Raw genomic sequence first — 14,239 nt, forward strand, 5'->3', positions numbered from 1 at the left:
GCTCCGAAGCGTAATGGGAAAACAACAAACAGTCCAGACTGCTTGTAAATAACGTCCGGAGTGCAGGTCACCCGAAAATCGACGGAGCGGGCGGACCCGGAAGAGGTCCGCCCGCTCCGTCGAGAAGCTCGGAAGATCGCTAGACGAGCAGCTCCGCGATCTGGATCGTGTTCAGGGCAGCACCCTTGCGCAGATTGTCGCCCGAGACGAAGAGCGCGAGACCGCGCCCCTCCGGAACACCCGGGTCCTGGCGGATACGACCCACGAGCGAGACGTCGTCACCCGCTGCCGCGAGCGGGGTGGGCACGTCCACGAGTCGGACGCCCGGCGCGTTCGCGAGCAGTTCCTGCGCACGTTCGACCGACAGCGGCCGCTCGAACTCGGCATTGATCGACAGCGAGTGACCGGTCACGACGGGAACACGTACGCACGTGCCCGACACGAGCAGGTCGGGCAGACCGAGGATCTTGCGCGACTCGTTGCGCAGCTTCTGGTCCTCGTCCGTCTCACCGGATCCGTCGTCGACGATCGAACCCGCGAGCGGCACCACGTTGAACGCGATGGGGGCGACGTAGTTTTTCGGGGCCGGGAAGTCGACCGCGTCGCCCGCATGGACGAGCTTGTCGGCCTCGTCGGCGACGGCACGCACCTGGCCGACGAGTTCCTCGACGCCTGCCAGGCCGCTACCGGAGACGGCCTGGTAGCTCGACACGATCAGGCGCTGGAGCCCGGCCTCGTCGTGCAGCGCCTTGAGCACCGGCATCGCAGCCATGGTGGTGCAGTTCGGGTTGGCGATGATGCCCTTCGGGGGGTTCTTCACCTGCTCCGGGTTGACCTCGCTCACCACGAGCGGGACCTCGGGATCCTTGCGCCACGCCGACGAGTTGTCGACGACGATCGCACCGGCCGCCGCGAACCGCGGCGCCTGCTCCTTGGAGAGGGTGCCACCGGCCGAGAACAGCGCGATGTCGATGCCCTTCAGATCCTCGTCGGAGGTCGCGGCGACGTCCTCGACGACGATCTCCTCACCGCGGAACGGCAGCTTCTTGCCGGCCGAGCGGGCCGACGCGAAGAACCGCACCGTGTCGGCGGGGAAGTTGCGCTCCTCGAGCAGAGTGCGCATGACGATGCCGACCTGACCGGTGGCACCTACGACTGCGACGGTCGTCCCCGTCGCCCGGCTCGCGTGATCGGTGGTCATTGTTACCGCCCCGTTCCTGCGTGCACGACGGCTTCTTCGTCGCCGCCGAGCTCGAATGCCGCGTGCAGCGCGCGCACGGCGTCGTCGAGTTCGTTGTCGTCGACCAGCACGGAGATGCGGATCTCCGAGGTCGAGATCAGGTCGATGTTGATACCGGAGCCGGCGAGAGCCTCGCAGAACTTGGCCGTGACACCGGGATGGCTCTTCATACCGGCACCCACGAGGGAGACCTTGCCGATGTGGTCGTCGAAGAGGACCTGGGTGAAGCCGATATCGCTCTGCTGCTTGGTGAGCAGTTCGACCGCACGCGGCCCGTCGCTCTTCGGGCAGGTGAAGGTGATGTCGGTCTTGCCGGTCTCCACCTTCGAGATGTTCTGCAGCACCATGTCGATGTTGATCTCGGCGTCGGCGACGGCACGGAACACCTTGGCGGCGTAACCGGGAGTGTCGGGGATTCCGACGACGGTGATCTTGGCTTCGCTGCGATCGTGCGCAACGCCGGTGATCAGGGCCTCTTCCACAGGAATGTCCTCCATCGATCCGGACACGATGGTGCCGGGCTTGGTGGTGTACGACGAACGAACGTGCACGGGCACGTTGTAGCGGCGGGCGTACTCCACGCACCGCAGCATGAGAACCTTCGCGCCGCACGCGGCGAGCTCGAGCATCTCCTCGAACGAGACCTTCTCGAGTCGCTGAGCGTCCTTGACGATGCGCGGGTCCGCGGTGAACACGCCGTCGACGTCGGTGTAGATCTCGCAGACGTCGGCCTTCAACGCGGCGGCGAGTGCGACGGCGGTGGTGTCCGAACCGCCACGACCGAGAGTCGTGATGTCCTTGCTGTCCTGGCTCACACCCTGGAAGCCGGCGACGAGCACGATGCTGCCCTCGTCGAGGGCGGTGCGCACACGGCCGGGGGTGACGTCGATGATCTTCGCCTTGCCGTGGCTGCCCGTGGTGATCACGCCCGCCTGCGAACCGGTGAACGACCGGGCCTCGGCGCCGAGCGAGTGGATCGCCATCGCGACGAGGGCGTTGGAGATGCGCTCACCGGAGGTGAGGAGCATGTCCATCTCGCGGGCCGGCGGGACCGGGCACACCTGCTGCGCGAGATCGAGGAGTTCGTCGGTCGTGTCTCCCATGGCCGAGACGACGACCACGACGTCGTTGCCCGCCTTCTTGGTCTCGACGATCCTTTCAGCGACGCGCCGGATCCGCTCGGCCGTCGCGACCGAGGATCCTCCGTACTTCTGGACGACGAGTGCCACGCTGGCCAACCTCCGAGTTTCGGGAACAAGTCCAGTGGCCCAGCTTACCGACCGTGCCTTTCGTCGCCCCGGGGCGTCTCAGGAAAGTGTCGTGTGCAACAGGGACGCGGCGAAGTACAGGTCCGATTCCGTGGGCCGGGGATGGATGAACGGGGCACGATCCCATCGACTCGCCGATCACCCGTCATGTCCGGCGAGTGTGTATCGATCGGGTCACGAGCCGGCGATCCGGTCGGGTGTGGGCGGTGCCACTTGGGTGCTGTGGGGGATGTCGCGATACACTTCTCCACATGCAGCGCGTGCTTCTCCTCGGCCGCCGCGGCGGGATCTGACCAGACCGGCTTCCCGTCGCGGGGTTTCGACGCGCCGGTCGATATTCGATCTGGGCCTACAGGTCCCTTTTTCTCTTTGGAGTTACGTCATGTCACCCGCCGACGCTTTCACCTCCGGCTCGCGCACCATCACGCCGCCGAGCAAGCCGGGCCCGGCCGACCAGCCGTCGTGGAACAAGCAGAAGAACTCGTCGATGCCGGCCTACCGGTACCGGCCGTTCGCCGAGGAGGTCGAGCCGGTCTCGCTGCCCGACCGCACCTGGCCCGACAAGATCATCGATCGCGCTCCCGCCTGGTGTGCCGTGGACCTGCGCGACGGCAACCAGGCCCTGATCGACCCGATGAGCCCCGCTCGCAAGCGGCGCATGTTCGATCTGCTCGTGCGCATGGGGTACAAGGAGATCGAGGTCGGTTTCCCGTCCGCGAGCCAGACCGACTTCGACTTCGTCCGCGAGATCATCGAAGACGGCGCGATTCCCGACGACGTCACCATCCAGGTCCTGACGCAGTCCCGTCCCGAACTGATCAAGCGCACCTTCGAGGCCTGCGCCGGGGCACAGAACGTGATCGTGCACTTCTACAACTCGACGTCGATCCTGCAGCGGCGCGTGGTGTTCCGGGCCGACAAGGAGACGGTGAAGAAGATCGCCACCGACGCGGCCGAACTGGTGCTCGAGGAGGCGAAGAACCACCCCGACACGAACTGGCGCTGGGAGTACTCCCCCGAGTCCTACACGGGAACCGAACTGTCGTACGCCAAGGAGGTCTGCGACGCGGTCGTCGAGACCCTCGGCGCGACCCCGGAGAACCCGGTCATCATCAACCTGCCGGCAACGGTCGAGATGGCCACGCCCGATGTGTATGCCGATTCGATCGAGTGGATGCACCGCAACCTGGCGAAGCGCGATTCGATCATCCTGTCGCTGCACCCGCACAACGACCGCGGCACCGGTGTCGCGGCGGCCGAACTGGGTTACCAGGCCGGCGCCGACCGTATCGAGGGCTGCCTGTTCGGCAACGGTGAGCGCACCGGCAACGTGTGCCTGGTGACCCTGGGCATGAACATGTTCAGCCGCGGCATCGACCCGCAGATCGATTTCTCGAACATCGACGAGATCCGCCGCACCGTCGAGTACTGCAACCAGCTGCCCGTCCCCGAGCGCCATCCCTACGGCGGCGACCTGGTCTACACCGCCTTCTCCGGCAGCCATCAGGACGCGATCAACAAGGGTATGGACGCGATGAAGGTCGACGCGGAGGCCGCCGGCGTCGACGTCGACGACCACACCTGGGCCGTGCCGTATCTGCCCATCGACCCGAAGGATGTCGGCCGTACCTACGAGGCCGTGATCCGCGTGAACTCGCAGTCCGGCAAGGGCGGCATCGCGTACATCATGAAGCAGGACCACGGCCTGAACCTGCCGCGACGTCTGCAGATCGAGTTCTCGCAGGCCGTGCAGAAGGTCACCGACGGCGAAGGTGGCGAGGTCAGTCCCAAGGAGATGTGGGACATCTTCCACGAGGAGTACCTGGCTCCGGTCACGCCGCTCGAACGCATCCGGCAGAAGGTCACCGCAGCCGAGACCGACGACGGCGAGGACACCATCACCGCTGTGCTCGTGGTCGACGGCGTGGAGAAGGAGATCTCCGGTACCGGCAACGGCCCGTTGGCGGCCTTCGTCGATGCCCTCGAGTCGCTGGGCTACCGGGTGGCCGTCCGCGGTTACGCCGAGCACGCCATGTCCGCCGGCGACGACGCCAACGCCGCCGCATACGTCGAGGCCGACGTCACGCGTCCCGACGGCACGACCACGCTGGTGTGGGGCGCGGGTATCGCCCCGTCGATCACCACGGCGTCGCTGCGCGCGGTGGTCTCCGCGGTGAACCGTTCGCACCGCTGACCCTTCCGACAGGAATGCGGTGGCCCCTTCGGGGGCCACCGCATTCGTCGTTGTCCGGGATTTCACCCCGGCAGTTCATCCGGACATCGACAGTTGCTCGACGACGGTGTCATCGACCGGGACGAGTTCGATGCACTGAAGGCCGGGGTGCTCGCCCGACCCGCACGATCGCGTCGTTTCTCACGTCGACAGCTTCCGCGCCGCGGCGGCACGGAAGCTGTCGAGCACCGCGCCCACGGCCGGTCGTCGCGCCGCGCCCGGACGGGTGACGAGTTCGTAGATCCGCGCCGCGCGCACCCCGGCCAACGGCAGCCGCACCAGCGCCGGGTGCAGCACCGAGTACCGGGGCAGCAGCGCCACCCCGCGACTCGCCGCCACGAGCTCTTCGATGACACGGAAGTCATTGATGCGGTGCGCAACTCGCGGCCGTATTTCTGTCACCGCGGCGACGGAGAGCAGCACGTCGTCGACGGGGAAACCACCCCGCACACTGATCCAGCTCTCCCCCGCGAGTTCGTCGACCCGCACGCGTTCCTGCGACGCGAGGCGGTGCCCGGACGGCAGGACGAGATCGATCGGTTCACGCATCAGCGTCTCGACATGGAGGCGGGGTCCCGACAGCGGCGCCGATCGCTCGTCGCGGTGGGTGAGCACCACGTCGTAGTCGGCGAGCAGAGCGGGTGCGGCCGAGGCAGGGACGTCCTCGTCGCTCACGTCCAGCTCGACACCGATCGCTTCGGCTGCTTCGAGCACGGCCGGGAGCAGGAGCGCCGCCCCCGAGGGGAACGACGCCACGCGTACCCGCCCGCGAGGCGACCGCGCGTAGGCGGCCATCTCGTCGGTCGCTCGGTCGAGGGCGTCGAGCACCTCGTCGGCGCGCACTACCAGCGCACGACCCGCGTCGGTGAACCGTAGCCGGCGACCGTCCGGTTCGAGCAGCGGAACTCCCGCCTCCCGCCCGAGCACCTTGAGCTGCTGCGACACGGCCGACGGCGTCATCGACAGGGCCGCAGCGGTCGCGGCCACCGTCTCGCGGTCGGCGAGTTCGCGAAGAATCCGCATGCGCGCGACATCCATGTAGAAAAATTACACGATCTCTTCAGAAACATTCGCTTGATCTGATTGTTTCCTGAGCAAAGAATCGATGCATGTCGTTCCGGGACCGTCTGCTCGCTCTCACTGTTGTGGTGCTCTGGGGATGCAACTTCCTCGCGATCAGGATGGGTCTCGATCACTTCCCTCCGTTCTTCTTCGCCGGTCTGCGCTTCGCGGTCATCGCCGTCCCGGTGGTGCTGTTCGTGCCGCGACCCGCTGTTCCGCTGCGCTGGCTCCTGCTGTACGGCGCCGGATTCGGTTTCGCCCAGTTCGCGTTCCTCTTCTGGGCGATGGAGGCCGGTCTACCCACCGGCCTCGCGTCCCTCGTACTGCAGTCGTCAGCGCCCTTCACGGTCCTGCTCGCCGCGCTGTTCCTGCGCGAACGGCTCGACGGCATCCGTCTCGCCGGTCTCGTGGTCGCCGTGTCCGGCATGGTGATCGTCGCCGTGGGACAGGGCGCCGCGGACGCGAGCCTGATACCCATGACCCTCGCATTGCTCGCCGGACTGTCGTGGGCGGTCGGCAACATCGGGACCCGCAAGGCCGGCGCCGGTGACCCCATGCGCCTGATGCTGTGGATGTGCGTCGTGCCCGTGCTCCCGTTCTTCGGGGTCTCCTGGTTCGTCGAGGGCCCGCAGGCGTGGTCCACCCTCGGTACCGCCGTCACCACCGTGGACGGGAGCCTGGCACTGGCCGGACTCGCCTACGTCGTGCTGGCGGGCACGATCGCCGGTACCGGGATCTACGCCTCGCTGCTGTCGCGCTATCCCGCCGGGACCGTGGCGCCGCTCTCCCTCATGGTGCCGGTCGTAGGTTTCACCGTCGCATGGATCACGCTCGGTGAGCGACCGGCGCCGTCGTCGCTGATCGGCGGTGTGATCGTCGTCGTCGGAGCCCTCGCCGCCCAGGGTGGCCACGGCAGTGTGACGAGCAGGACGCTCCTCCGGCGACACAACGCTCCCGTGCCTGTGGAACACTCGCCGACGTGGGAACCAGCACAGGAATCACCGCACGTGGACGGCTCGCACTACGCGCAGCCCGGGCCGCCGCGTGGGCGTCCCAGAAGGCCGGACGCGGTAAGGGCTCGATGATCGGAGGGCTCGTCGCCCTGAAGATCGATCCGGCACTGATGAAGCAGCTCGGCCACGGCCGGCAGACCGTGCTCGTCACCGGGACGAACGGCAAGTCCACGACGACACGCATGACGGCCGCCGCTCTCGAGACGATCGATTCGGTCGTCACCCAGGCGGACGGCGCGAACATGGACGCCGGGATCGTCGCCGCTCTCGCCACCGACCTCCGGGCGCCGCTCGCCGCGATCGAGGTCGACGAGCTCCACACCCCGCACGTCGCCGACTCCCTCGAACCCAGAGCGATCGTGCTGCTCAATCTCAGCCGCGACCAGCTCGACCGGGTCGGTGAGATCAACATGATCGAGCGGAAGCTGCGCGAGGGCCTGAAGCGGCATCCCGACGCCGTGATCGTCGCGAACTGCGACGACGTGCTCGTCACGTCCGCCGCCTACGACAACCCGAACGTCGTGTGGGTCGCCGCCGGAGCCGGCTGGGCCAACGACTCGGTGAGCTGCCCGCGCTCGGGCGAACCGATCGTCCGTGAAGGCGACCACTGGTACAGCACGGGCTCCGATTTCGCGCGCCCGACACCCGACTGGTGGGTCGACGACGAGAACCTCCACGGACCCGACGGTCTCGTCCTCCCGCTGAAGCTCACCCTCCCCGGCCGCGCGAACCGCGGGAACGCCGCCCAGGCGGTTGCGGCCGCCGTGGCCCTCGGCGCCGATCCGGAGAAGGCCGTCGCGGCCGCAGCGGTCGTGGAGGAGGTCGCCGGCCGCTACAAGACGGTGCAGGTCGGGCCGCATTCGGTGCACATGCTTCTCGCGAAGAACCCCGCCGGCTGGCAGGAGGCCCTGTCGATGATCGATCCGACCGTCGACGGTCTGGTCATCGCCGTCAACGGTCAGGTGCCGGACGGCGAGGACCTGTCGTGGTTGTGGGACGTGCGGTTCGAGCACTTCGAGGGCGTGCAGGTCGTCGCCGCAGGTGAACGCGGCACCGATCTCGCGGTCCGTCTGACCTATGCGGGGGTCGAGCACACGCTGGTGCCGGATCCGCTGAAGGCCATCGCCTCGTGCCCTCCCGGCCGTGTGGAGGTGCTCGCCAACTACACCGCGTTCCGCGATCTCAACACCGCCATTGCCAGGAGAGCTGCCCATGTCTGAGTCGACCGTCCGCATCGGACTCGTCCTGCCCGACGTGATGGGCACCTACGGCGACGGCGGCAACGCCCTGGTGCTGCGCCAGCGACTGCGGATGCGCGGTCACGACGCCGAGGTCGTCGAGATCGGATTGAACGATCCCGTCCCCGAGTCCCTCGACCTCTACACCCTCGGCGGCGCGGAGGACGCGGCACAGCGGCTGGCCACGCGGCACCTGCAGCGCTACCCGGGACTGCAGCGTGCAGCCGAGCGCGGAGCGCCGGTGCTCGCGATCTGCGCCGCGATCCAGGTGCTCGGCCACTGGTACGAGACGTCCTCCGGCGAACGTGTCGACGGCGTCGGCATCCTCGATGCGACCACCTCGCCGCAGCAGACCCGCGCGATCGGCGAGATCGTCATCCGGCCCGCCCTCGCCGGCCTCACCCAGCCGCTGACAGGATTCGAGAACCACCGCGGTGGAACGACTCTCGGCTCCGATGCCATCGGGCTCGGCCGCGTCGACCGCGGTGTCGGCAACGGCGTGGGCGACGGACTCGAAGGTGCCGTGCAGGGCTCGGTGATCGGCACGTATCTGCACGGTCCCGTACTCGCCCGCAACCCCGAGCTCGCCGATCACCTCCTCATGCGCGCTCTGGGCGTGGACTCCCTGCCGCCGCTGGACCTCCCCGAGGTCGATCTGCTGCGGCAGGAACGGTTGCGCTCCTGAGCGCTCAGCCGTGCGCGGCGACGTGTTCGAGGACCAGCCGTGCGAGTTTCTCCGGTTCCTCGTCCGGGATCCAGTGACTCGTGCCGACAAGGGTTTCCCGTCGATACGGTCCGGTCACGTAGCGGGCCGTCGCCTCGACCCCGCCGGGTCCGATCGCCGAGTCCTTGTCGCTCCATACCATGAGCGTGGGCACGGTGACCTTCGCGAAAGACCATTTCGGATTCGACAGTGGCACAGCCCGATACCAGTTCACGCCGGCCCGCACCGCAGCCCGGTCCTTCAGACGCGCGACATCGCGGTCGGTCGCGGCGGACGGCTGGCCGGTACCGCTCAGCATCCGGCGCGCGACCGTTTCCTTGCCCAACAGGATCTCGGGGATCCAGGGCAGCTGGAAGACCAGCATGTACCACGAGCGGAGCAGCTGCGGACCGGTGACGAACGAGCGCAGGAAGGCTGCCGGATGCGGAACGGACACCGCCGTCACGGTGCGGACGAGTTCGGGGCGGTGCGCGGCGAGCACCCAGGCGACGGCGGCTCCCCAGTCGTGCCCGACGACGTGCGCACGACCGCCCGGCACCGCTTCGACGAGCGCCACGACGTCGTCGACGAGCAGTTCGAGCAGGTAGTCGCGACGCCGGGGTGGCCGCGCGCCGGGCGAGTAGCCACGCTGGTCGGGTGCGAAGGTGCGATATCCCGCGGCATGCAGGTGAGGCGCGACCGCGTCCCAGGAGCGGGAGTCCTGCGGGAATCCGTGGAGGAGAACGATGGGTTCCCCGTCGAGCGGTCCGTCGTCGCGGATGTCGAACCGGAGTCCGTCCCTCTCGACGGTGGTGATGCGCTCCTCCATCCGGGCCCCCTTGCAGTCGTGGCGATCGGCACCGACCGACATGTGTCTGCGAATCTACCCCCGGACAGGGGTTCGGCCCGGTGATTCGCTTGACGCGTTCTCCGGGCCGGATCTCTGCTTCACGAGCTTCTCTCTGTCGTCCGCGGACGTCTCATAAGCTCGATTCGCACCTTCGATGTTAGCTACGTCACAGCTCGAATGCAAGCTTTTTCGTGCTGCCGGTCAGACCGGAGCGAGGGGGTATCCCAGCGTCGCCCAATCGTGCAGGCCCCCGCGGTAGTAGGCGAGCGCGGACGCGGGATATCCCGCCTCGATCAGCTTCCGGATCGCATCGGGCGACTGAGGACACTGGGGACCGTTGCAGAAGACGATCGTCGTCCGGGCGGTATCGAGCTCTCCCTTCCGCGCGACGATGTCGTCGTGCGGCATGTTCACGGCGCCGGGGAGAGTCACCCCGCCCCGGGAATCGGGCACACGCGTGTCGACGAGTACGGCACCCCGGCCGAGCAACTCGATCACCTCGAGCTCCCCCACGGTCGTCACGCCCGTCGCCACCTGCAGTGGCTGCACCTCGCCCCAGGTCGTCTCCACCACCATGCGGTCGGCTTCACCGTCCGCCGGACGGGGAACGTTCTGCGGGTCGCCGTCGCGCGTACGATCGGCGCGCCTGATCTGCTCCTCGTTCGTCACGAACCGGACTCTACGGGAGAGTGGTCGCTCCTCGCGGCCCCCGGCGTCGGATCCTTCGGTCCCCACTCCCGCTGGGCGAGGATCGCCGTTCCCATCCAGCGGCGCAGATAGCGACGCAGGTCGTCGTCGGAGCGCGGCGGGGTTCCCGGCGAGACGAAGAACGACTGCATGGTGCGCAGCACGTACTCGACCAGTTCGGCGAGGGAGTCGTCGTCGTAGCCGTAGCTCTTCCAGTCCACATCGAATCGCGTGATCATCGCCATGCCGAACATCCACGCCTCCTCCGAGGCCAGCGCCTCGGGGTGCGGGTTCGAATAGGTGCTCGACAACAGGATGCCGAGATGCGGGGTGCGACGCACCTCCGCGAGTGTGTAGACCACACCCTCGGTCATGGCCTCGACCGGATCGTCGAGTCCCGCGACCTGCCGGGTGAGTCGGTCCAGAAATCCTTCGACCGAAGCGATGGCGGCCGCGCGCATCAGCGCGTCGGCGCTCGGGAAGTAGCGGTAGACCGTCTGGCGGATCACCCCGAGGGACTGGGCCACGTCGGCGATGCTGATCTCCGCGCCGGTCCGGTCGATCAGGTCGACGGCAGCAGCGACGATCCGCTGCGACGCCTCGTCGTCGTCGGCGGGAGGACTCCCACCCCACCCACGTCTGCGTGCCACTTCGCGCTTCCTCGAACCGTCGCCTGGAGAAGGCCCGACGGTAACACGCTCGTCCTCTGCGGAGGTGGTCCGAAACGCTCCCCCTCGAGCGAATGGGACACCTATCATACAGATTGCGCCAGTCGTGTATGTTCACGCCGACCGGGGTCTCCCGGCTCTTCCGGGATCCTTCCCAACGGTGTCCCCCACCAGTCCGGTGTCGACGAGACGAGGTACCGCCCCATGACGAACCTGCAGGTCCGCAAGATGCGTTTCGCATTTGCGGATTACGACGTGCCGTTCCTGTGGAACGAGGAGAATCCCGCTTTCTCGAGCATGGCCAACGCCGTCTCGTTCCTCGCGATCGGCTTCGAGAAGATGATCGTGAACATGATCCGCGAGATCACTCCGCGCATCACCGATCCCGGCGTCCGCGAAGAGGCCGACGCCTTCATGTACCAGGAGGGCCAGCATTCGACCGCTCACCGGCAGCACGTGAAGGGCCTGATCAAGAGTTATCCCGGCCTGCAGGAGACCCTCGACGACGTCATCGGTGCCTTCGACACGCTCACCGCCGAGACCTCCGCCGAATACCGGCTCGCGTACACCGCCGACCTCGAGGCGACCTTCACGCCCGTCTTCAAGCTCATGCTCGACAACGACGCAGCGCTCTTCCGCCCCGGCGACGACCGGGTCGCCTCGTTGTTCATCTGGCATTTCGTCGAGGAGATCGAGCACCGCAGCTCGGCGCTCGTCATCTTCGACGCGGTGGTCGGCAGCGATCTGTACCGCATGCGGCAGGCACCGTCGGTGTTCAAGCACGTGCTCGACGTCATCGCCATCGCGTGCGAGGGTTTCAACAAGCACGTGCCCCTGCAGGAACGGAAGATCGACGCGATGTCGATGTTCGCCTCGTACCGCCGTAAGCAGAACCTGCGACGGAGGTTGCCGTTCCTGCAGTACGACGATCACGGCCCCATGCCGCGCGCGTTCGACGTCCTGCCGCTCGGCGAACAACTCGTCTCGCTGATGGGCATCATCCGCAGCCAGATGCCCAAACACAATCCCGACCACGAGAAGCTGCCGGCCCTCGCCGACGTGTGGTTCCGGCGATTCGACGAAGGTTACGACGTCTCGCACTGGTACACGGCGGACACCGCCGGCGGAAGGAACGATTGATGTCCGACCTGTGCTCGCCCACCTTCGAGGACCTTTCGGCCCGCCTCGGATTCTCGTGCGACGAAGCGGGTGGGATCTTCGAACTGCGCAGTCCGTTCGCGTCGGAGAACTGGACGCTGCCCGTCCTCGAGGCGACCATCGTGCTCGGCGCCGTGATGATGCTGGTGTACGCGATCGTCCGGCTGCGGCGCACCGGCGACGCCACGAACCTCGTCGTCTGGCTCGGCACGCTCGCGTTCCTGTTCATCATCGAACCACTGCTGTACTTCCCCGACGTATTCGGCGTCGAGGAGTACCTCGATACGATGTTCGCGCACAACGTGTTCACCGTCGAGTTCCTGTGGGGGCGCCTGCCGCTCTACATCATCGCCATCTATCCGATGATGGCGACGATCGCGTTCGAGATCGTCCGCATGCTCGGGGTGTTCCGGCAGTACGGCACCCTCGTCGGGGCGGTTTGTGCAGGTTTCGTCCACCACGCCTTCTACGAGATCTTCGACCATCTCGGTCCGCAGCTGCGGTGGTGGGAGTGGTCGCTCGACAATCCGATCAACCAGCCCTTCTTCGACTCGGTGCCGCTTCCCAGTGTGGTGGTCTTCGCCGCCCTGTGGCCGATGTCCCTCGCGTTCTGCGCGCAGTTCTTCGTCGGCCGGCACATCGACGCCGGTCGCACCTTCGGTGGACTCGAACTGACCTGGCGCACGATAACTGTCGGACTTGTCGCGTCCGTGGGCGTCGTGATCCTCCCGGCGCCGGCGACCGTGATCGGCATGGGCAGCACGACGGTGCGGGCGGCGATCTACGCCGCCGAACTCGTGATCCTGTCGATCGTGGCGATCTACGTGCTCTCGCGCCAATGGTCCCGGCTACGGAGCACACCCGCCGATTGCCCCTGTTCGAACGACCTCGTCCGCTGGTACGCCGTCGCGTATCTCGCCGTGATGGCCGTGCTGTGGATCGGCGCGCTGCCCGACTGGTTCTCGGCCGTCGACGGGGTCACCGAGGCGGGTGACCCGATCGGCAGCCTGTGGTACACCGCGGCGTGCTTCGTCGTCGCAATCGCTTGTGTCGCTGCGACCTTCACCATTCCGCGGAAGGCCGATGCGGGCACGAACGGGACCGCATCGAAGACGCTCGCTGCCGCACCCGGTGGCACCCGCCCGCCCGAGACCTGAGCCACCCGGCATCCGCACCGTATCGGTCCTCGCGAACTCGATGCGCTGTGGGAGCCTGTCGGATGACCTGTCCGTGCGCCTTCATCCGGCGGCGCATGTCGTGCAGGTAACAGGTGGCCGAGAGCTGACGGATCGGCTCGGGCACCGCACGATAGATGGGCGGGACCACCTTCCAGAACAGATCGAACCGACGCTGGTCGCGCGGACTCCACGGCAGTGCGAACTCGTCACGCATACGTTGCGGGAGCAGCCCGATCGTCATGAAGCGCTGCAGCGGCATGAGCGCGCGGACGGGAAGCGGGGCGTCACCACCGGTGAGCAGATTGCGGGTGAACGAACGCACCTCCGCGTCGACCTCGAAGGTCGCGATCATCTCGTCCCAGTACTTGTCGAACTCCTTCCGCGTCTTCGGCCACATGTCGTCCTCGACCTGCAGGGCAGTGCCGTAGACCGCGGACTGGCGGTAGATGCGTTCGATGTCGGCCTCGGCGAGAGGGCCGAACATCCGCTGGTACATATCGATGCCGTTGCGGTACAGCGTTGCGGCAACCCACAACTGGAGTTCGGGATCGAAGGCGTTGTAGGTCTCCGAACGCACCGGGACGTGCGCCTCGTTGACCATCCGCACGATCTGCTTCTTCTCCTCGGGAGTCCCGAGGGTGACCGCGTAGACGTAGGTCATCGTGGTGCGCAGCCGGTCGAGAGGCCGCTGCAGGGTGCTGCTGTGGTCGGCGACGCCGTGCCCGACTCCGCGCGATGCCAACTGCAGCAGGACCGTCGCGCCGGCCCCGAGCAGGAGCATCGACTCACCGACGAAGTCGGCCAGATCGACGGTGGCGGCCGGGAGCGGCGCAGGGGCCGTCACGGATTTCCCGGCGGGGACGCGCTCGTCGGCGTGGGTCGTCATCGGAGGTCTCCTGATGGTGAAAGTACCAGTGCGGCACCGCCATACGATTGCGCCC

General features: G+C 67.2%; 13 protein-coding genes. 6 read left to right on the plus strand and 7 right to left on the minus strand.

All coding sequences use genetic code 11. The features are described from left to right. Positions 1–139: 139 nt before the first annotated feature. Positions 140–1,201: an aspartate-semialdehyde dehydrogenase gene (locus A8G18_RS04065; protein ID WP_064062825.1), complete on the minus strand. Its 1,062-nt coding sequence runs from the start codon at positions 1,199–1,201 to the stop codon at positions 140–142. Between the two features lie 2 nt (positions 1,202–1,203). Continuing rightward, positions 1,204–2,469, minus strand: a complete 1,266-nt coding sequence (locus A8G18_RS04070; RefSeq protein WP_016932516.1) for an aspartate kinase — start codon at positions 2,467–2,469, stop codon at positions 1,204–1,206. 421 nt (positions 2,470–2,890) lie between these two features. Here A8G18_RS04070 and leuA point away from each other — a divergent pair, with 421 nt between their 5' ends. Next, on the plus strand, positions 2,891–4,702 hold the full coding sequence (leuA, locus tag A8G18_RS04075) for a 2-isopropylmalate synthase (protein ID WP_064062826.1): 1,812 nt from the start codon (positions 2,891–2,893) through the stop codon (positions 4,700–4,702). A gap of 180 nt (positions 4,703–4,882) precedes the next feature. Here leuA and A8G18_RS04080 read toward each other — a convergent pair whose 3' ends face one another. Continuing rightward, a complete protein-coding gene (locus A8G18_RS04080) occupies positions 4,883–5,779 on the minus strand; it encodes a LysR family transcriptional regulator (protein ID WP_064062827.1) in 897 nt (298 codons plus the stop codon). 71 nt (positions 5,780–5,850) lie between these two features. On the opposite strand from A8G18_RS04080, the gene A8G18_RS04085 reads away from it, so the two are divergent. The 3 genes from A8G18_RS04085 to A8G18_RS04095 are packed head-to-tail and all read left to right on the plus strand — an operon-like array spanning position 5,851 to position 8,739. Then, positions 5,851–6,888: an EamA family transporter gene (locus A8G18_RS04085; RefSeq protein ID WP_064062828.1), complete on the plus strand. Its 1,038-nt coding sequence runs from the start codon at positions 5,851–5,853 to the stop codon at positions 6,886–6,888. Further along, complete coding sequence (locus tag A8G18_RS04090) at positions 6,783–8,036, plus strand: Mur ligase family protein (protein WP_064062829.1); 1,254 nt, start codon at positions 6,783–6,785, stop codon at positions 8,034–8,036. The genes A8G18_RS04085 and A8G18_RS04090 overlap by 106 nt, the downstream gene beginning before the upstream one ends. After that, positions 8,029–8,739 (plus strand): type 1 glutamine amidotransferase, encoded by a 711-nt coding sequence (locus tag A8G18_RS04095; protein WP_064062830.1) that lies wholly within the window; start codon positions 8,029–8,031, stop codon positions 8,737–8,739. The genes A8G18_RS04090 and A8G18_RS04095 overlap by 8 nt, the downstream gene beginning before the upstream one ends. 4 nt (positions 8,740–8,743) lie before the next feature. Here A8G18_RS04095 and A8G18_RS04100 read toward each other — a convergent pair whose 3' ends face one another. The 3 genes from A8G18_RS04100 to A8G18_RS04110 form a co-directional block, all read right to left on the minus strand. Then, positions 8,744–9,586, minus strand: a complete 843-nt coding sequence (locus A8G18_RS04100) for an alpha/beta fold hydrolase (RefSeq protein WP_064062898.1) — start codon at positions 9,584–9,586, stop codon at positions 8,744–8,746. Positions 9,587–9,808: 222 nt separating this feature from the next. Further along, positions 9,809–10,276, minus strand: coding sequence for a rhodanese-like domain-containing protein (locus A8G18_RS04105; RefSeq protein WP_064062831.1), 468 nt, complete (start codon positions 10,274–10,276; stop codon positions 9,809–9,811). Then, the gene (locus A8G18_RS04110; RefSeq protein ID WP_064062832.1) at positions 10,273–10,944 is read right to left on the minus strand and encodes a TetR/AcrR family transcriptional regulator; all 672 of its coding nucleotides are present in this window, start codon (positions 10,942–10,944) and stop codon (positions 10,273–10,275) included. Before A8G18_RS04110 ends, A8G18_RS04105 begins: the two co-directional genes overlap by 4 nt. A gap of 222 nt (positions 10,945–11,166) precedes the next feature. Between A8G18_RS04110 and A8G18_RS04115 the strand changes: the two genes are divergently transcribed. After that, positions 11,167–12,102 carry a metal-dependent hydrolase gene (locus A8G18_RS04115; protein WP_064062833.1) on the plus strand — a complete coding sequence of 312 codons (936 nt, stop codon included), beginning with the start codon at positions 11,167–11,169 and terminating at the stop codon, positions 12,100–12,102. Continuing rightward, positions 12,102–13,277, plus strand: a complete 1,176-nt coding sequence (locus A8G18_RS04120; RefSeq protein WP_064062834.1) for a hypothetical protein — start codon at positions 12,102–12,104, stop codon at positions 13,275–13,277. Before A8G18_RS04115 ends, A8G18_RS04120 begins: the two co-directional genes overlap by 1 nt. Here A8G18_RS04120 and A8G18_RS04125 read toward each other — a convergent pair. Beyond that, positions 13,183–14,184 carry an oxygenase MpaB family protein gene (locus tag A8G18_RS04125; RefSeq protein ID WP_245207769.1) on the minus strand — a complete coding sequence of 334 codons (1,002 nt, stop codon included), beginning with the start codon at positions 14,182–14,184 and terminating at the stop codon, positions 13,183–13,185. The two genes, A8G18_RS04120 and A8G18_RS04125, sit on opposite strands and share 95 nt — an antisense overlap. Positions 14,185–14,239: the final 55 nt, after the last annotated feature.

The organism is Rhodococcus gordoniae, from assembly GCF_001646655.1.
GTDB classification, from domain to species: Bacteria; Actinomycetota; Actinomycetes; order Mycobacteriales; family Mycobacteriaceae; genus Rhodococcus; species Rhodococcus gordoniae.